18 protein-coding genes are annotated in these 17473 nt (G+C 67.6%); 10 read left to right on the top strand and 8 right to left on the bottom strand.

What is annotated here, in order from left to right:
• Positions 1–1197, top strand: coding sequence for an NAD(P)/FAD-dependent oxidoreductase (locus ACP3TD_RS16340; RefSeq protein WP_426764032.1), 1197 nt, complete (start codon positions 1–3; stop codon positions 1195–1197).
• Here ACP3TD_RS16340 and ACP3TD_RS16345 read toward each other — a convergent pair.
• Both ACP3TD_RS16345 and ACP3TD_RS16350 read right to left on the bottom strand, forming a co-directional pair.
• Positions 1181–1357: a GNAT family N-acetyltransferase gene (locus ACP3TD_RS16345; protein WP_426764033.1), complete on the bottom strand. Its 177-nt coding sequence runs from the start codon at positions 1355–1357 to the stop codon at positions 1181–1183. The genes ACP3TD_RS16340 and ACP3TD_RS16345 overlap by 17 nt on opposite strands.
• Positions 1358–1391: 34 nt before the next feature.
• A complete protein-coding gene (locus tag ACP3TD_RS16350; protein WP_426764034.1) occupies positions 1392–2552 on the bottom strand; it encodes an acetate kinase in 1161 nt (386 codons plus the stop codon).
• A gap of 140 nt (positions 2553–2692) precedes the next feature.
• On the opposite strand from ACP3TD_RS16350, the gene ACP3TD_RS16355 reads away from it, so the two are divergent.
• Positions 2693–2989, top strand: a complete 297-nt coding sequence (locus tag ACP3TD_RS16355; protein WP_426764035.1) for a hypothetical protein — start codon at positions 2693–2695, stop codon at positions 2987–2989.
• A 69-nt stretch (positions 2990–3058) separates the two neighbouring features.
• On the opposite strand, the gene pta is transcribed toward ACP3TD_RS16355, so the two are convergent.
• The gene (pta, locus tag ACP3TD_RS16360) at positions 3059–5128 is read right to left on the bottom strand and encodes a phosphate acetyltransferase (RefSeq protein ID WP_426764036.1); all 2070 of its coding nucleotides are present in this window, start codon (positions 5126–5128) and stop codon (positions 3059–3061) included.
• Between the two features lie 284 nt (positions 5129–5412).
• Here pta and ACP3TD_RS16365 point away from each other — a divergent pair, with 284 nt between their 5' ends.
• From ACP3TD_RS16365 to ACP3TD_RS16385, 5 genes are all read left to right on the top strand, one after another.
• Positions 5413–5883, top strand: a complete 471-nt coding sequence (locus tag ACP3TD_RS16365; RefSeq protein ID WP_426764037.1) for a hotdog fold thioesterase — start codon at positions 5413–5415, stop codon at positions 5881–5883.
• Between the two features lie 7 nt (positions 5884–5890).
• Entirely contained in the window at positions 5891–7264 is a 1374-nt protein-coding gene (gene paaK / locus ACP3TD_RS16370; RefSeq protein WP_426764038.1) for a phenylacetate--CoA ligase PaaK, read from the top strand.
• A gap of 63 nt (positions 7265–7327) precedes the next feature.
• On the top strand, positions 7328–7972 hold the full coding sequence (locus tag ACP3TD_RS16375) for a TetR/AcrR family transcriptional regulator (RefSeq protein ID WP_426764039.1): 645 nt from the start codon (positions 7328–7330) through the stop codon (positions 7970–7972).
• Positions 7973–8085: 113 nt separating this feature from the next.
• Positions 8086–8391: a hypothetical protein gene (locus ACP3TD_RS16380; protein WP_426764040.1), complete on the top strand. Its 306-nt coding sequence runs from the start codon at positions 8086–8088 to the stop codon at positions 8389–8391.
• A 209-nt stretch (positions 8392–8600) separates the two neighbouring features.
• Complete coding sequence (locus ACP3TD_RS16385) at positions 8601–9350, top strand: hypothetical protein (RefSeq protein ID WP_426764041.1); 750 nt, start codon at positions 8601–8603, stop codon at positions 9348–9350.
• Positions 9351–9441: 91 nt separating this feature from the next.
• Here ACP3TD_RS16385 and ACP3TD_RS16390 read toward each other — a convergent pair whose 3' ends face one another.
• Positions 9442–9837: a VOC family protein gene (locus ACP3TD_RS16390; RefSeq protein ID WP_426764042.1), complete on the bottom strand. Its 396-nt coding sequence runs from the start codon at positions 9835–9837 to the stop codon at positions 9442–9444.
• A 218-nt stretch (positions 9838–10055) separates the two neighbouring features.
• Complete coding sequence (gene paaZ, locus ACP3TD_RS16395) at positions 10056–12164, bottom strand: phenylacetic acid degradation bifunctional protein PaaZ (RefSeq protein ID WP_426764043.1); 2109 nt, start codon at positions 12162–12164, stop codon at positions 10056–10058.
• A 124-nt stretch (positions 12165–12288) separates the two neighbouring features.
• On the opposite strand from paaZ, the gene ACP3TD_RS16400 reads away from it, so the two are divergent.
• Together ACP3TD_RS16400 and ACP3TD_RS16405 are read left to right on the top strand one after the other, a co-directional pair.
• Positions 12289–12720: a PaaI family thioesterase gene (locus ACP3TD_RS16400; RefSeq protein ID WP_056076165.1), complete on the top strand. Its 432-nt coding sequence runs from the start codon at positions 12289–12291 to the stop codon at positions 12718–12720.
• A gap of 107 nt (positions 12721–12827) precedes the next feature.
• A complete protein-coding gene (locus ACP3TD_RS16405) occupies positions 12828–13535 on the top strand; it encodes a DUF4397 domain-containing protein (protein ID WP_426764044.1) in 708 nt (235 codons plus the stop codon).
• A gap of 67 nt (positions 13536–13602) precedes the next feature.
• Here the strand turns inward: ACP3TD_RS16405 and ACP3TD_RS16410 are convergent, their stop codons facing one another.
• Together ACP3TD_RS16410 and ACP3TD_RS16415 are read right to left on the bottom strand one after the other, a co-directional pair.
• Positions 13603–15774, bottom strand: a complete 2172-nt coding sequence (locus tag ACP3TD_RS16410; RefSeq protein WP_426764045.1) for a S1 family peptidase — start codon at positions 15772–15774, stop codon at positions 13603–13605.
• Complete coding sequence (locus tag ACP3TD_RS16415) at positions 15771–16490, bottom strand: tyrosine-protein phosphatase (RefSeq protein ID WP_426764046.1); 720 nt, start codon at positions 16488–16490, stop codon at positions 15771–15773. The genes ACP3TD_RS16410 and ACP3TD_RS16415 overlap by 4 nt, the downstream gene beginning before the upstream one ends.
• A gap of 159 nt (positions 16491–16649) precedes the next feature.
• Here ACP3TD_RS16415 and ACP3TD_RS16420 point away from each other — a divergent pair, with 159 nt between their 5' ends.
• The gene (locus tag ACP3TD_RS16420) at positions 16650–16799 is read left to right on the top strand and encodes a hypothetical protein (RefSeq protein WP_426764047.1); all 150 of its coding nucleotides are present in this window, start codon (positions 16650–16652) and stop codon (positions 16797–16799) included.
• An 8-nt stretch (positions 16800–16807) separates the two neighbouring features.
• Here the strand turns inward: ACP3TD_RS16420 and ACP3TD_RS16425 are convergent, their stop codons facing one another.
• The gene (locus ACP3TD_RS16425) at positions 16808–17416 is read right to left on the bottom strand and encodes a GNAT family N-acetyltransferase (protein WP_426764048.1); all 609 of its coding nucleotides are present in this window, start codon (positions 17414–17416) and stop codon (positions 16808–16810) included.
• Positions 17417–17473: the final 57 nt, after the last annotated feature.

A 17473-nucleotide genomic window follows, 5' to 3' on the forward strand; every position in this document is an offset into this window, starting at 1 on the left:
GTGGCCGCTTTGCATGAAGTGGTCATCATTGGCGGCGGCAACGCAGGAGTGTCGCTGGCGGCGCGGCTGGAGCGTTACGGGGTGAAGGACGTGGCGCTCGTCGAGCCCAAGGACCACCACTTCTACCAGCCCCTGTTTTCCCACATTGCCGGCGGCCGCGCACAGGCGAAGGAGGCCGTCCGGAGCCAGGCCGCGGTGATCCCGCCCGGCGTCGAATGGATCCGGGATGCCGCCGTGGACGTGGACGCGAACACCAACACGGTCACGCTGGCATCCGGCTCAACTGTCGGGTACGGGCAGCTGGTGGTTTGCCCCGGGCTGCAGTATGACTGGGACGCCGTGCCGGGCCTGGCTGATGCTGTCCATTCACCGCACGGCGCCACCCACTACGAGTTCGAGCTGGCATCGAAAGCCTGGACCCTCCTCAGCGGCCTGACCTCCGGGACCGCCGTGTTCACCATGCCTGCCGGGCCCATCAAGTGCGGCGGAGCCAGCCAGAAGCCCATGTACCTGGCCTGCGACTACTGGCGGCAACAGGGCGTCCTGGACAAGATCCGCGTGGTGATGGTGCAGCCCTACCCCACCGTGTTCGGCGTGCCGGAGGTGGACCGCGAACTGGACCGGAAGATCGCCGAGTACGGCATTGAGCTGCGGACGGACAGCGAACTGGTGTCCGTGGACGCAACACGCCGGGAGGCGACCATCCGCAACCTCGGCTTAGGCAGCCAGGAAACCCTGCAGTATGACGTCCTCAACGCGGTGCCGCCGCAGTCAGCGCCGGACTGGCTGAAGGCCACCGACCTCCCGGCCCCGGCGGATAAGGGCGGCTTCGTGGAGGTGGACCGGCAGACTCTCCGCCACCTGCGCTACCCCAACGTCTGGTCCCTGGGGGACGCCGCAGGCACCACCAATTCAAAGTCCGGCGGGGCGCTGCGCAAACAGACCAAGGTCCTGGCCAAGAACCTGGTAGCCGCCCGGAAAGGAAAGCCGCTCACGCAGAAGTACAACGGCTATTCGGTCTGCCCGTTCACTGTCTCACGCGACACCGTGGTGTTCGCCGAGTTCGACGACCGCTACCGGCCCATGCCCACCATTCCCCGAATCCCCACCTGGAACGAAAGCAAAGCGTCCTGGGTGGTGGATCGCGACGTCTTCCCGCAGGTCTACTGGAACCTCATCCTCAAGGGCCGGGCGTAGGGACCCCCGAAGCACCTCCACGCCACTCGTCCGCGAGCACCGCGTAGATCATCTCCGTGGCCCACTTGTCCTTGTAGAACCATTTGTCCACGTGGCGGCCCTCCAGCCGCATGCCCAGGCGCTGGCAGAGCGCGGCGGAGGCGGTGTTGAGTTCGTCCATCCGCGCTTCGATCCGGCGCAGGCCAAGCTCCCCGCTACCGGCCGGAACCTACGACGGCGGCCGTCGCCTCAGCGATGGCGCGCTCCTCGTCAGTGGGAACCACCAGGACGGGGATGGCGGACTGCGGCGTGGAAATAACGCGCGGCTCCTTGGACCGGGCAGTGTTCAACCCGGCGTCGACCTCTATGCCCAGCGCGCCCAGGCGGTCGGCCACCAGTGCCCGGAACTGGTGTGAGTTCTCGCCGATCCCCGCCGTGAACACCAGTGCCTTGGCCCCACCGACGGCCACATGGTAGCCGCCGACATACTTGGCCAGCCGGTAGGACGTGACGGCGAGCGCCATGGTCGCTTTGGCATCACCGTCCTCAGAGGCCTCCACCACGGAGCGCATGTCGTTGTTGCCGGCCAGGCCCTTGAGCCCGGACTCCCGGTTGAGCATGGAGTCCAGGTCCTCGGGGGTCCAGCCGGCGCGGCCCAGGAACACCAGGATGGACGGGTCAAGGTCGCCGGAGCGGGTCCCCATCACCAGGCCTTCAAGCGGGGTGAAGCCCATGGAGGTGTCCACGGAATGGCCGCCCTGGATCGCCGTGACGGAGGCGCCGTTGCCCAGGTGGGCGATGACGGCGTCGAACTCCTCCACGGGCAGATCCAGCAACGCAGCGGCGCGGCGGGCGACGTACTCGTGCGAGGTGCCGTGGAAGCCATACCGGCGGATACCGTGGTTCGTGTAGAGCTCGTCCGGGACAGCGTAACGCCAGGCATGTTCGGGAAGGGTCCGGTGGAACGCGGTATCGAACACGGCCACCTGGGGCATGTCCGGCCATTTCCTGGTGATGGCCCGGATGCCCAGGACGTTGGCGGGGTTGTGCAGGGGCGCCAGCGGGTTGAGGCGCTCAATGGCACGGGTGATCTCGTTGTCGATCAACACCGGCTCCGCGAACCGCTCCCCGCCGTGCACCACCCGGTGGCCCACGGCGCCGAGCTCCAGGTCACCCAGCTCTTCATGGATGGCCGCTTCCACCTGCTCCAGCGCCTCAGCATGGTCCCGCGGGCCCACGATTTCACCGTCACCGTCACCGCCGTTGCCCATGCCGATCTTCTCGATCAGCCCCTCGGTCAGCACCGTCCCGGCGGCCACATCCCGCACCTGGTATTTGAGCGAGGACGAACCGGAGTTGATGACGAGCACGAGCATGCGGGGCCTCCTGGGGCTTGCTTCTGCAGTTCAACCCCCACTATAGGTGGCGGCACTGACAGGCGGGTTTCCTTGCGCATGCAGCCCGGCTGTGCCTATGGTCGGCGGACAGGCTGCACCACGTCGAGAGGACATTCCCAATGACGAACGACCCCACTTCAAACGAAGAGAACGATCCCACCAACACCGGATCCAGCAGCACCGCGCCGCTTCAGCCGGGCGGGACTGAAGGGGCCTCCAGTTCCAAGGACCCTGCGGGTGTGGAGGGCGCCAACCCGGCGCTGGACGATACCGGGGACCTCAAGGCCGCCGAAACCGGGGACGCCCCCGAGGCGCCCGAGGACCGCGAGGGCCTGGACCTGACCCCGCAGGGGCTGTCCGATGAGCCGGCCAAGGAAGAGGACGACGACAGCCTCGCCAAGCCGGACAACAGCTAGGCACAACGAACGCTCTGACGGCGGCACCCGGCTTTTTCACCAAAGCCGGGTGCCGCCGTCGTACTGTCCCTAGGCCTGGGCCTGGATGGCCGTGATGGCCACAGTGTTGACGATGTCCTCCACCGTGCAGCCGCGGGAGAGGTCGTTGACCGGCTTCCGCAGGCCCTGCAGGACGGGCCCGACGGCCACAGCCCCGGAGCTCTGCTGCACCGCCTTGTACGTGTTGTTGCCGGTGTTCAGGTCCGGGAAGATGAAGACGGTGGCCTGCCCGGCCACGGACGAACCGGGCATTTTGGATTCGGCGATGGAGGCGTCCACGGCGGCGTCGTACTGGATAGGTCCTTCGACGGCGAGGTCCGGCCGGCGCTCCCGCACCAGCTCGGTGGCCTGCCGCACCTCGTCCACGGCCTCGCCTGAACCGGAGCCGCCGGTGGAGTAGGACAGCATCGCCACCCTGGGCTCCACCCCGAACTGTGCTGCCGTCTCCGCGGACGCGAGCGCGATGTCCGCCAACTGCTCCACGTTGGGGTCCGGGTTGACGGCGCAATCCCCGTACACCAGCACCCGGTCCGGCATGAGCATCAGGAACACCGAGGAGACAATTTTCACGCCCTCGCGGGTCTTCACGAATTCCAGGGCCGGCCGGATGGTGTGGGCGGTGGTGTGCGCGGCGCCGGAGACCATGCCGTCCACCACGCCCAGCTGGACCATCATGGTGCCGAAGTAGCTGACGTCCTGCATGATTTCGAGCGCCTTGGCCAGGTCGACACCCTTGTGGGCGCGGAGTTCGGCGTACTTCTCGGCGAACTGCTGCCGCAGCTCCGAGGTTGCCGGGTCCACGATGTTGATGCCGGTGAGGTCGATGCCGCGGGAGGCGGCCAGCTCGCGCACGTCCGTTTCGGGTCCGAGGACCGTGAGATCGCAGACGTCGCGGCGGTGCAGGATCTCGGCGGCGCGCAGGATGCGCACGTCTGTTCCCTCCGGCAGCACCACGTGGCGCCGCTGGGCGCGGGCACGTTCGATCAGGTCGTGCAGGAACCGCAGCGGCGTCATGCGTTCCGGCCGGGGCAGGTGCAGCCGCTCCACCAGCTCGGCTTCGTCAACGCGCCGGGACCACAGGCCCAGGGCCGAGGCCACCTTGCGGCGGTGCCCGGACCAGATCTCGCTGCGGACCTCGGACACGCGCCGGGCAACGGTGTAGGTGTCCGCGCCGGCGGCAAAAACGGGGAAGGGCGCCTGGGCCAGGAGCGGGTAGATGTTGGCATCCGGGGCGAGCCCGCCGGTGAGGATGAGGGCGGAGGCTACCGGGAACTCCGGCGAGAACGATGACGCCAGGCACGCCACCATCACATCCGCCCGGTCCCCCGGCACGATCACCAGGGCGCCCTCGTCCAGCACGTTGAGGAAGTTGCCCACGTTCATGGCGGCCACCTTGATGTCCTTCACGTCCCGTTCCATGTCGGCCCGGCCGGCGATCTGCCGGACGCCCAGGGCCGCGGCCACCTCGCCTGTGGTGGGGCGGGCGATCTCCTCCAGCTCGGGCAGGACATAGACGGGACGCTTGGAGGCGCCGGGCTTGATGGCGGCAGCGATAGCCTCGACGTCGTCCGGGTCCGCCCGGTTGACCAGGATGGCCAGCAGCGAGCACTTCTCGGCGGCAAGTTCCTTGCGGGCAACCTCGACGGCGGCAGCGGCCTCCGCGACGGTCCGCCCCTTGGCGCCCACCACGGCCACGATGGGGGCTGCGAGGTTGTTGGCCAGGCGAGCGTTGAGGTCGAATTCGACGGCGGCGTCCTGGCCCGTGAGGTCCGTCCCCTCCACGATCACCACGTCGCAGTGCCGGGCAATGTCGGCAAAGATTTCCACGCAGCGGGCGTCGATCTCTTCGCGCTGCCCCTCGGCCAGCAGCGTCCGGACTTCCTCGAAGGTGAGGCCGCCGCGGCAGCGTTCATCCTCCAGGGCGAACCGGGATTTCATCAGGGTGACCATGGGGTCCTCGCTGGCCACCGGGCCCTGGACCACGGGCTTGAAGAAGCCGATCCGGTCCGCGTGCCGGTGCAGGGTGTCCGCCAGGCCGAGGGCCACAAGGGACTTGCCCGAGCCCGGGGTGGTTGCGCTGACGTAGATGCCTTTGGCCATGGTCCGCCCTTTGCTGTTCTTGCTGGTGCCGGTCCCCCCATCCTTGCACCTCCGGCGCCCCAAAGAACAAAGGTGCGCGCCGCCGTCGTGCGTTCCCGCCCGGTTGCTTCCCATCCCACCGTGCGGCGCGCCGCGGACGACGGCGTGTCCCCCGCTTCGGTGCCCGGAGCCGGCAAAGTAACCGGGCGGGAAGACCCGGGCCGGGCGGCGCCACCCTTGACATCGGACCCCCTGATGGGATTACCTAATGAACATTCGGTAAATAAAGCTGGAGGCAATGACGCATGGCTGAAGCAACACTCTTCGGGGCCACCCACCCCATCCTGGAAAACGACTATGCCTCCGAGTGGATGGGCATCGAGGTCCTGGCGCTCAGCGACGGCCACGCCACCATCCGGATGACCCTCCGGCAGGAAATGCTCAACGGCTTCGGCATGGCCCACGGCGGAATGATCTTCGCCTTCGGCGACACCGCCTTCGCCCTGGCGTGCAACCCGATCAGCCCGGCGCCCGGCGAGGAAAACACCATCACCGTTGCCTCCGGCGTCGATATCAATTTCCTCAAGCCGGCGTTCCGTGGCCAGGTCCTCACCGCCGTGGCAGACCGCCGCTCCAGCGCCGGCCGCAGCGGCCTGTACGACATCCAGATCTTCGCCACCGACGCCCACACCCCCGGCGCGGACCCCGGCACCAGCACCCCGGGCGAGCTCATCGCCGAGTTCCGCGGACGCAGCCGCACCATCCCCAAGAAGTAGGAAAACCATGACCCTGCATGCCCCCGAAACCCCCGCCGCCGCCTCCGTGGACACCGCAGCCACCGGCACCGACGCCCTCCTGGACCGCGAGGAGACCATCTCCCGCGACGAGCTCGAGGCGCTCCAGCTCAGCCGCCTGCAGCACACCGTTGCCTACGCCTACGAGCGCGTGCCGCTGTACAAGCGCAAGTTCGACGAAGCCGGCATCCACCCGAACGACCTCCGCGAGCTGGCTGACCTCGGCAACTTCCCCTTCACCACCAAGGACGACCTGCGCGCCGAATACCCGTTTGGCATGTTCGCCGTGCCGCAGAACGAAGTAGCCCGCATCCATGCCAGCTCGGGCACCACCGGCCGGCCCACCGTCGTCGGGTACACCAGGCAGGACCTCGCCGACTGGGCCAAGCTGGTGGCCCGCAGCTTCCGTGCCGCCGGCATCCGGCCCGGCATGAAGGTCCACAACGCCTACGGCTACGGCCTGTTCACCGGCGGCCTGGGCGCGCACGCCGGCGCCGAGGCCCTGGGCTGCACCGTGATCCCGATGTCCGGCGGCCAGACCGAACGGCAGATCCAGCTGATCCAGGACTTCAAGCCGGACGCCATCCTGGCCACGCCCACCTACCTGCTCACCATCGCCGACGCCATGGCGCACATGGGCATCGATCCCGCCTCCACGTCGCTGAAGTTCGCCGTCCTGGGCGCCGAGCCATGGACGCAGGAGATGCGGCACGAGCTCGAGGTCATGATGAACATCAAGGCCTGCGACATCTACGGCCTGTCCGAGGTGATGGGGCCGGGCGTTGCCGGCGAGGCCGTGGAAACGCAGGACGGCAGCCACATCTGGGAGGACCACTTCCGCCCCGAAATCATTGACCCCTTCAACCCCCTGGCGGGCAAGGAAAACGTCCTGCGCGACGGCGAACACGGCGAACTCGTCTTCACCTCGCTCACCAAGGAAGCCCTGCCGATCATTCGCTACCGCACCAAGGACCTCACCCGGCTCCTGCCCGGCACCGCCCGCCCAGCCCACCGCCGGATGGGACGCATTACCGGCCGCAGCGACGACATGATCATCCTGCGCGGCGTGAACCTCTTCCCGTCCCAGATCGAGGAAATTGCCCTCCGCATCCCCGAGCTCAGCCCGCACTTCCAGCTTGAGCTCACCCGCCCGGAAGGGCAGCGGATGGACCAGCTGACCGTCCGGATCGAACGGCGGGACGCCGTCACCATTGAGCAGAGCACGACGGCGGCACGCGCCTTGAAGGAGCAGATCAAGATCCACGTGGGTTCTTCGTGCACGGTGGACGTGGTGGATCCCGGATCGCTTGAGCGCTCCAACGGCAAGCTTCGCCGCATCTACGACATGCGGCCCAAGGGATAGACGGAGCCGGCAGGCCCGGGCCCCGGTCCGGGCCTACCGACCGTTCATGAGAAACTAGCCACTATGCCCAGCCAGACCACCAGCACCAACGGCGCAGCCACCAACGGATCAGCCAAGCGCGGCCGTCCCGGCTACGACCAGCAATCGGTGCTGCGCATCGCCGTCGACGTCTTCAACCGCCATGGCTACGACGCGACGTCCATGGGGATACTCGCGGACAACCTGGGCATCTCCAAGTCGGCCATCTACCATCATGTGCCGTCCAAGGGCGACCTGCTGAAGCTCGCCCTGGACCACGCGCTGGGCGGGCTGGAGTCCATCCTAGAACAGCCCGAGGCCACCGCAGGTGCCGCCGATGCCCGGCTGGAGTTCGTGCTGCGCCGCACCGTGGCGGTCCTCGTGGAGCGCCTGCCCTTCGTCACCCTGCTGCTGCGGCTGCGGGGCAACACCGAGATCGAGCGGGACGCGCTGAAACGCCGCCGTACCTTCGACCACAAGGTTGCGGCGCTGATTTCCGCCGCCCGGGATGAGGGTTCGCTGCGCCAGGACATCGACCCGCGCACGGTTACCCGACTCCTGTTCGGCATGATCAACTCCATCGTGGAGTGGTACAAGCCCGGGGGTTCCCTGAGCCCCGGGAAGCTCGCGGACGATGTGATCACCATGGCCTTCGACGGCCTGCACGGGCACGCGACCTCCACCACCTGACCCGGCGGCCAGCACTGTCACCGGGCACTCCGCAAGTAATAAGGGTGCTTGGTACTTTCCCTGCTTCAAGGCTACGGTGGTAGAAAGCCACTGACTACAGGAAGGTAGGGAAGATGAGCACCCACAAAGAAGAGCCCGACGCAGGATTCATCGTTCCGGATCCGTCCAAGATCCGGGAGGACATCCCCGGGGACGCAGCCGACGAAGCAAACGTCATCCGCTTCAGCGAGGAGCAGGCCCTGATCGAGGAGCAGTCGCACGGCATCCGGCCGGACACCTACAGCGTCCCGGCCGGCGGTCCCACCCTGGAAGAGGCCCGCGGCAACATGGACCTCTCCGACCAGAGCGAGTCCGGCAAGGGCACCGGCCGCGAGGATGACAGCAGCGACGACGGGCTGCACGGCGGCGCGGAGTCCTGACACTCCCGCACTAAACCCTGGGCGGTAATCAGCCCGGGCGCGCAGTAACTTATAGGCCCGGCGATGGGCAGCCCTGCCCATCGCCGGGCCTGTTTTTGCGCCGTAAGCTCGGAACCACCAACCACACAAAAGGCCTTCGCATCTCGGCAAGGCAATAAATCCATACGTTATAGTTACCCGTGTTCGCATCACATCATCAGGGGGAAATCATGATCAGGAACCGCACTTCTTCGCGCCCATTGACCGCTTTGGGCGTTGCCGCCGTCCTGGGGCTGGGACTGTCCGCATGCGCAGCCGAGGCGCCTGCGGCATCCGACAGCCAGCCGTCAACCGAAGCGGCAACTTCAGCGTCGGCGTCACCCAGCAGCTCCGCCAGCTCGTCAGCCAGCGCTTCAGCCGCCTCCCCGGCCGGTGCCTCCGGAACCGCGAAGGACCTTACGGCTCCCGGGACAAAGCTCGGCCTGGGTGAAAAGGCAGTTACCCACACCAATACGGGCAAGGATAAGGCTGACGCCAAGTACACGGAAGCCACCTACACCACCAGCGTCACCAAGATCACCGCTGGTGCCGAGGCCGATCTTGCCGCCCTGAAGGACGCCGCGAAGTTCGCCGGGCAGACGCCGTACTACGTCTTCACCGAACACACCCTGGACAGCCTGAGCAAGCCCTCCGCCGGCATCAGCGAACCCCGCCTGAACGCCCAGCTGAAGGATGGGACGGATGCCCAGAAGCTGATCATCATCGGCTCCCTGGACCAGTGCCCCACCAAGCGGTTTGAGACCACCGGCTCGAGTGACAACCTGAGCTACAAGGTGGGCAGCACCATGACCTCGTGCCAGGTCTTCCTCGCACCCGCCGGCGACGAGATCGTCTCGGCGGACTACGCCGATTCGGGCTTCAGCTACGCAAGCTCCAGCGACAACCCGTACCGCAAGAACCCGATCGTCTGGTCCAAGTAGGGACCGGCCCGGCCCGCCAGCGGGCCGGGCGAGAAACCGACGCAGGGGCGCCCCGATCCGACCGGAGCGCCCCTGCTGCTGTTAGTGCTTCCTAGACCTGGTAGTCCGGCTGGCCGTTCAGCCGCTCGTGGACGCAGAGGATGTTGTGCTCGGTGTCCATGAACCACGCGCACTTTTCCGAGTCGGTGGTGCAGATGTGGTTTTCGGTCCGAAGGTTGGGCAGGTTGTAGTCCTGGAACCGCACGCCCATGGCTTCCATGTCCCGGACGGTCCGTTCAATGTCCGTCACTTCGAAGCTCAAGGCCGTGTGCTCGGAGTGCTTGCCGTCCGACACGGGCATCAGCTGCAGCATCGGGCCGCCGTCGGTGCCGAGTAATTCGCTTCCATCGTCTGTCATTCCGCGGTGCGGGAGTCCGAGTTTCCCGGTGTAGAAACTGCGGGCGCGGGCTGCGTCATCGACCGGCAGGATGGTTGTGGCTGTGCTCATTTTGAGGTTCATGTGGCCACCTCCTACGAGGCAGAATCTTACGCCGGGGAGCCGCGAAACACCCTCCCCCTTTTGCCCCGCAACCCCCGCAACCCCCGCCCCCAAAGCCCAAATGCGCCACCACCTCCCGTCCCGAAAACCCAAACGCGCCACCACTTTCTTCCAAAAAGTGATGGCGCGTCAAGGAAAAACCGACAGAAGGTGATGGGGCGTCGGGGCTACTTCTCGACGAGGGTGAGGACGTCGTAGGTGGCCACGATCTCGTCGTCCTGGTTGGTGAGGACGGCGTCCCAGGCCACCTCGCCGTATTCGTCCGTTTCACGCGGGGTGATCTTCTTCGCGGTGAGGGTCACCCGGATGGAGTCGCCGGCCGCAACCGGAGTGATGAAGCGCAGGTTCTCCAGCCCGTAATTGGCCAGGACCGGGCCCGGTGCGGGCTCCACGAAAAGTCCGGCGCCCCAGGCCAGGAGGAGGTAGCCGTGCGCCACGATGCCCGGGAAGAACGGGTTGGCCTCGGCGGCCTCCTGGTTGGTATGGGCGTAGAAGGTGTCCCAGGTGGTGTTGGCGAAGGCCGTGATGTCCTCCAGGGTGACCTGCCGCAGGTCCGAGCGGACGGCATCGCCGATGCGCAGGGTCTCCAGATGCTTGCGGAACGGGTGCGTCCCCTCGGTGTCCACCGTGAAGTTGCGGTCCGCGCCGGCGTGCCAGACGCCGGTGACGGCGGTGAGCATGTTGGGCGAGCCCTGGATGGCGGTGCGCTGCATGTGGTGCAGGACGGAGCGGATGCCGCCAAGCTCCTCGCCGCCGCCGGCGCGGCCGGGGCCGCCGTGCACCAGGTGCGGGACGGGTGAGCCGTGGCCGGTTGAGGTGCGGGCGTCTTCGCGGTTCAGCATGAGGACACGGCCGTGGTGCGCGGCAATGCCGGTGACCAGTTCACGGGCCACGTCGGGATCGTTGGTGCAGACGGAGGCCACCAGTGAGCCGCCGCCGCGGGCGGCAAGCCGGACGGCGTCGGCGAGGTCCGTGTAGCCCACCACGGAGGAGACCGGGCCGAAGGCTTCCAGCGAGTGCAGCGCCTCGGCTTCGGGGTTGTCCCAGTTGAGGACCACGGGGGCCATGAAGGCGCCGGCGTCCACCACGCCGGTGGTTCCGTCGGCGGAGGTGACCGACGGCGAATCAAGGGTTCCGTACGCGAGCTCACCGCCGGCGTCGAGCATGGACTGCACGGCCGCCCGGACGTCCTCCAGCTGTTCCACGGACGCCAGCGCACCCATGGTGACGCCCTCGGCGCGCGGATCGCCCACCACCACGCGTTCCTGGATGCGCTTGCCGATGGCGGCGGAAACCGCGGACACCAGTTCCTGCGGCACGATGGCGCGGCGGATGGCGGTGCACTTCTGGCCCGCCTTGACGGTCATCTCGGTGACCACGGATTTGACGAAGGCTTCGAATTCCGGGGTGCCCTCCACCGCGTCGGGGCCGAGGATGGCGGCGTTGAGGGAGTCGGTTTCGGAGGTGAACCGGACGCCGCCCTCCACCACGTTCGGGTGCGCCTTCAGGGACTTCGCGGTGGCGGCGGATCCAGTAAAGGAAACCAGGTCCCGGTAGTCCAGCACGTCCAGCAGCCCGCGGACGGAGCCGGAGACCAGCTGCAGCGACCCCTTGGGAAGGACGTTGGACTCCACGATGGCTTTCACCACGGCAGCAGCAACGTAGCCGGTGGGGGTGGCGGGCTTGACGATGGTGGGTACGCCGGCGATAAACGCGGGGGCGAACTTTTCCAGCATGCCCCACACCGGGAAGTTGAAGGCGTTGATCTGCACTGCGACGCCGGGGATGCGGGTGTAGATGTGTTCGCCGGCGAAGGAACCGTCCTTGGACAGCACCTCCATGGGCCCGTCCACCACCACCTGCGAGTTGGGCAGTTCGCGCCGGCCCTTGGAGCCGAAGGTGAAGAGCACGCCGATGCCACCGTCGATGTCCACCATGGAATCGATCTTGGTGGCGCCGGTTTGGTAGGAGAAGCCGTAGAAGTGTTCACGGCGGGCGTTCAGGTACTGCGCCAGCTCCTTGAGCTTGAGGGCGCGCTGGTGGAAGGTCAGCTTGCCCAGCTCGGCCTGGCCGGTGGTCCGGCCGAAGTCCACGGCGGCCGCAAGGTCCAGCCCCTCGGTGCTCACCTTGGCCAGGAGCTCGCCTGTGCTGGCGTCGCGGACCGGGGTGGCAGCGGCGGAGCCGGTTTCGGGCGTCCACCAGGAGTCCATAATGAAGCTGGGCACCGTCTCCACGGTATCGAGCGTGGCGTGGGGCGCTGTGGCAGTGGTGGTCATCGTTGACGGGTCCTTCCAAAAAGGGGCAGACAAACGGTCAGTGAATACTGGAATGATTACTGACCGTCCGTTCGGTAATATAAGTACCATACAGGAATGTCCCCGCAGCGCACTAGGAGAGCACATGAGCGACGCCGCCCCGCACCACTCCCCCACAGAGCATGAACTGTGGAAGATCACCCTCGGTGAGCTCGACGAGAAGATGGGGGTGAAAATCCTGGAGGAGTCCGTGGAGCGGGTGGTCGCCACCATGCCCGTGGAGGGAAACCGGCAGTCCTTCGGCCTGCTGCACGGTGGCGCTTCACTGGCGGTGGGTGAGGCCGTGGGGTCCTGGGCGGCGGTCATCCATGCGAGCACCATGGGCAAGACGGCGGTAGGCATCGACGTCTCCGCGACGCACCACCGCTCAGCCCGGGAAGGCCAGATCACCATCACGGCCACGCCCATCCACCTGGGCGGCACGCTGACCACCCACGAAGTACTCATCACCAACGAGGCCGGCCAGCGGCTCTGCACCCTGCGCATCACCAACCTGCTGCGGAAGCACAAACACTAGGCACCAAGAAATGTTTCCCCGGCCTGCATCCAAGGACCCCGTTCCCGCGGTATTAAGCGCGTAAGCATAAACAGCCCGGCCACCGGGCATCCTTCAAGGAGTTTGATATGCGCAAAATCAGCTACGCCGCCGGAGCACTTTCACTTGCCGCTTCCCTGGCCTTCGCCGCCCCCGCCCAGGCAGGCGGATGGCACCATAATGACGACCCCGCGGTGCTGTCCGTACTTCATGGCGTTCCCGGCCTGACCGTGGATGTGTGGGTCAACGGCGCCCTCACCCTGGACGACTTCAAGCCCGGCACCCTTGCAGGACCGCTGGAACTGGCCGCCGGCGACTACCAGATCGCCATCACCGCCGCCGACGCCACCAGCGCCGACAACCCGGTCATCGGACCGGTGGACGTGGAGCTCGAAGAAGGCGGCAACTACACCGCCGTGGCCCACCTCAATGCCGATGGCGCCCCCATCGCGACCCTCTTCACCAACGACACCAAGGCTCCCCGCAACGACAGCAAAGGCAAGCTGACGGTCCGGCACGTAGCGGCAGCTCCCGCCGTCGACGTGCTGGCCGGTGGGAAAGCGGTCATCGAAGGCCTGAGCAACCCGGATGAGGCCACGCTGAAGCTCAAGGCCGGTACCTACTCGGCGTCGGTGGCTGCAGCCGGCACCACCGATCCCGTGATCGGCCCGGCGGACGTCACCGTTGAGGGCGGGAAGAACACCATCGTTTACGCGTGGGGAAGCCTGGCTGACGGCACCCTGGGCGTGGCAGTGCAGGTGGTTGACGGCACGAACAGGTGGCACGGCCACCACTGACGGCCGGCCCAACCCGCTTTCTACGCCGGAACGGCGGGGCACTTTACGCGTCCCGCCCTTCCGCTGTTCATTTGGCCGAACGCCGGCCCCTGCGGCGCACCAGGACTGTCAGGATGATTCCGACGGCGAGCGCCGCGGCCGCTGCGAGGGCTGCGGGAACCAGCCCTGACGGTCCAGTGTTTGCCAGGTCCACGGGGGACGTACCGGCATCAAAAGGTACGACGACGAGACCTGCGTCCGCAGGCGGCTGCGGTGCCGCGGGGGCGGGCACAGCCGGGGCCGGGTCAGCGGGGACGGGTGCCGGGTCGGCGGGCATGACGGGCTTGGGCAGTTCCGGTGCTGGCGGCTCCGGGGCGGGAACCCCGGGCACCGGGTTCCCGGGGGCAGGCTGCTCCGGCGCAGGCGGCTCAGCTGCTGCCTGGGCAAACTCAAACTCAGCGGCGCCTGAGGTGCTGAAGCCGTTAACCGTCTCGGCCGTGAAGCGGAGGGGTCCGTTGCCTTCCGGTGCGGCGAAGCTCCAGTTGCCCGCGGCGTCGACAGGGACCTCCACCGGGTCCTTGCCCTCCACCGTGATCCTGACCGTGGAGCCTGCGGCGACGGCGGAGGCGGGGGCTGCCGGGACGTTGCCGCTGATGGCCTGCCCCGGTTCGTAGGTTCCGCCGGGGGCGGGCGAGCTGACGGCAGGCTTGTTGAGGAACAGTTCCAGCTGGTAGCCGGGAAGGACGGCCAGGCTTTCCGAGAGGGTGGCGCCCACGGCGAAGTTGGCGGGCGCCGGCTCGCCCGGCGCGGGGGGCGCGTCACCGGCGGCGTGGGTTCCCAAGGCGTAGTTGCCGCTGACGTAGGGGCCTCCGGAGTCGCCGCCGCTGGACTGGACGCCATAGGAGAGGAATCCGCGGAAGGCGCGGAGATCGGTGGGGTCTGCGGCGAAGTCGGGGCCGGGCACCACGTAGATTCCCACGGCGTCCACTGTTCCGCAGGACCAGGCCGAGGTCCGGCCGGAGCGGCAGATGGGCATGCCCAGGACCGGATCGGCGGTGCCGATGATCTTCACATCGGGGCCGGGCTGCGAAGGATCACCCCAGGTGCTGGCGGCGGGCAGCGGATCCAGTCCCTTCGGAATGTTGTGGATCACCGAGATGTCCGTGCCCACGTTTCCGGGGTTCTCGGGGTCCACGGGGTTCTCGATGATGCGGGAGTTGCCGGGGCCGCCAAACTGGCTGAACCCGAACTCGCCCAGCTGGTCCTTCCGGACAAACTGGAACTCCAGGGTTGCCGTTGCAGCCTGCCCGTCCGAGGCGCAGTGCCCTGCGCTGAGGACGGCGGGCAGTCCCGCGGGGTCGAAGGCGGAGAACCCGGTGGAGCAGATCCAGCCGGTATCGGCGATGTAGCCCACGCCGCCGGGAACATCGGCCTCGGGCTTGAGGGGGGCGCCGCCGTCGAGCTCCACGTTGGCGTACCGGGCCACGAAGTCGGCTGGCGAGACCTTGCCGGAGCCGCCGGCCGCCGTCGTTCCGGCCGTCCCTGCAGTGGTTGCTAGGTCAGCGGTTGTTGCGTCAGCCGCCACCCCACCGGCCTGGCCGGCCGACTCGGGTGCGTTCAGCGCCCCTGTGCGGATGACGAACTTCCCGTCCGCGGCCATGACTGCCTGCAGGCCCTCGGGGCCGACGTCGCGCACATATGCCTGGAAGAGCTGCTCGGTACTGACCGCCAGCTGTGAGCCGTCGAACGCTCCCCCGCCGGAGGGTGCCGCGCCGCCGTCGGTACGCCGGGCCTGCGGGGCCTCCACGGCGAGGTCCGGAAGGTTCCCGGCGAGAGCTGCCACTTTGGCGAGGAACTCCGGGCCGGATCCGGTGACCACCACGTGGCCGTCGGCCAGCCGGATCCCGACGTATCCGGGGACGTCACGCAACTGGGCGGCCGCGGCTGCCGCCTGGGCGCCGAGCTCTCCGGCCGCGGTGAACTGCTCCCGGGTGAGTCCGAGGTCCCGCTGGACGGCGGCGTCGAGGGCGCCTTCCGACAGCCCGGAGCCCTGCGTTCCGGCGGCAGGTGCTCCAGCGGTTGGCGTTCCGGCCCCAGATGTTCCGCCGGCCGGCGTTCCGACGGCGGGCGCATCGGGGGACGCCGTGGCTGCGGCCTGGCCATCGGCAGCCCAGGCCGGCGCAGCAACGTAGGCCGACGACGCAAGGATGCCTGCAACGGCACCCAGCGAGAGGTACCTGAGCACTGACGGCGGGGTCATCGGGCCACACCCGCTCCACACAGGGACAGCACTGCGTCGAGTTCGGCGTCACTGAGTCCGTTCTTGAGGAGGTAGCCACGGCTGTCGAGGGTCCGCACGAAGTCCACCACGGCTTTCCCGCGCTGCTCCAGCAGAGGCGCCAGTTCGGCGTCGGCCAGGTAGCGTTCCCGGCTGTGCGGTGGCCCATGGGTGCGGTACCGCTCATTGATGCCACGCGCTGCCCGACGATAGCCCTCGGCGATCTGGTGGTCCGAGTCCCCCGCGAGGTCCTGCACCATGGCCGCCACCAGGCCGCTGCGGTCACGCCCCGCGGCGCAGTGCAGCACCACCGCTCCCCGGTCTGCGGCGTCCGCGAGGGCGCGAAAGACTGCCACGATCCTGTTCGGGAACAGTCGGGCGTTGTCCGCGTAGTAGGCGGGGTCGTTCAGGTAGGGTCCGGTCAGTGCGGCGAACTGCTGGTGGTTGGCTTCCTCTGTGGGAGCCGACACCACGGCCAGTCCGTGCAGCGCCGCCGCAGGCACCACCGGATCAGTGTCCCGGCGCCGGGCTTCCGCGGCGTTACGGAGATCCACTACCGTGCGGACGCCGTCGTCGTACGCCTGCCGCCAGCCTGCTTCCGTGAGCCATTCCCGCCGGCCCATTCGGTATACACCGCCGGCAACATGCCAGGCATTGACAGCACCATCCCAGTCCATGGACCCGCCCGCTTTCTCCATCCGCACAGCTAACCACAAGCAGGTGGACCCCGCATGTCACAAACGGGTACCGGGACGGCGAAAGCCGCGTACCCTTCACCCGTGCAAACGGGGTTCTCCCGGAGGTACCGTCAGACCTGTCTGCCCTCAGCCCGAGGTCATGTTCAAGGGAGAACTGCGATGAGTATCGGCTCGGCAGAACCTTGGATCAACGTCAGTTCGGCCGGCGTCCTCGACCCGGCGAATTTTCATCCCAACGGCCTCGGCTACCGGCATGGCTACTATGCCGCGTTGGTCGGCCAGGGTGCTTTCGAGCTGAACCAGCCGTAACCTGGCGCCTACCCGCGCCGGTCCAGGCGGTACTCCAGGCCGGCGCGGACCATGGGCCATTCGTGTTCCAGGATGGAGAACACCACGGTGTCACGCAGCAGCCCGTCGTTGGTCCGGGAGTGGCTGCGGAGGACGCCGTCCTGTTTGGCGCCCAGCCGGGCGATTGCCTCGCGGGACTGGTGGTTCAGCCAGTGCGTGCGGAACTCCACTGCCGGGCAGCCCAGCGTCTCGAACGCGTGTTGCAGCAGCAGGAGCTTGGAGTCCGGGTTGGTTCCGCTGCCCTGTACTGACGCCGCGTTCCAGGTGGAGCCGATCTCCACGCGGGGAGTGCCGGCGTCGACATTCATATAGGTGGTCATCCCGATGATCCGGCCGGGACCGCCGGTTTCCGGGTCGATCAGCCGCGTGGTGAACGGCAGCATGGACCCCTGCTCCTGCAACGCCAGGCGGCGCCGGATTTCGCCCGCCATCTCGGTGGGAGACGGTACTGAGGTGTACCAGAGTTTCCAGAGTTCGCCGTCCTCCGCCGCCTGCACCAGCCCGTCATGGTGGGTTGGGTCGAGGGGCTCGAGGATTACGTACCGGCCGGTCAGGGTAAGGGGCTCAAGGAAAGTCACTGCACCAGCCTAGGACCAAACACCGGGGCCGGTTACGCTGGGGAAAGCCCCAGACCG

The sequence above is a fragment of the Pseudarthrobacter sp. 1G09 genome, assembly GCF_050038305.1.
Lineage (GTDB): Bacteria > Actinomycetota > Actinomycetes > Actinomycetales > Micrococcaceae > Arthrobacter > Arthrobacter equi.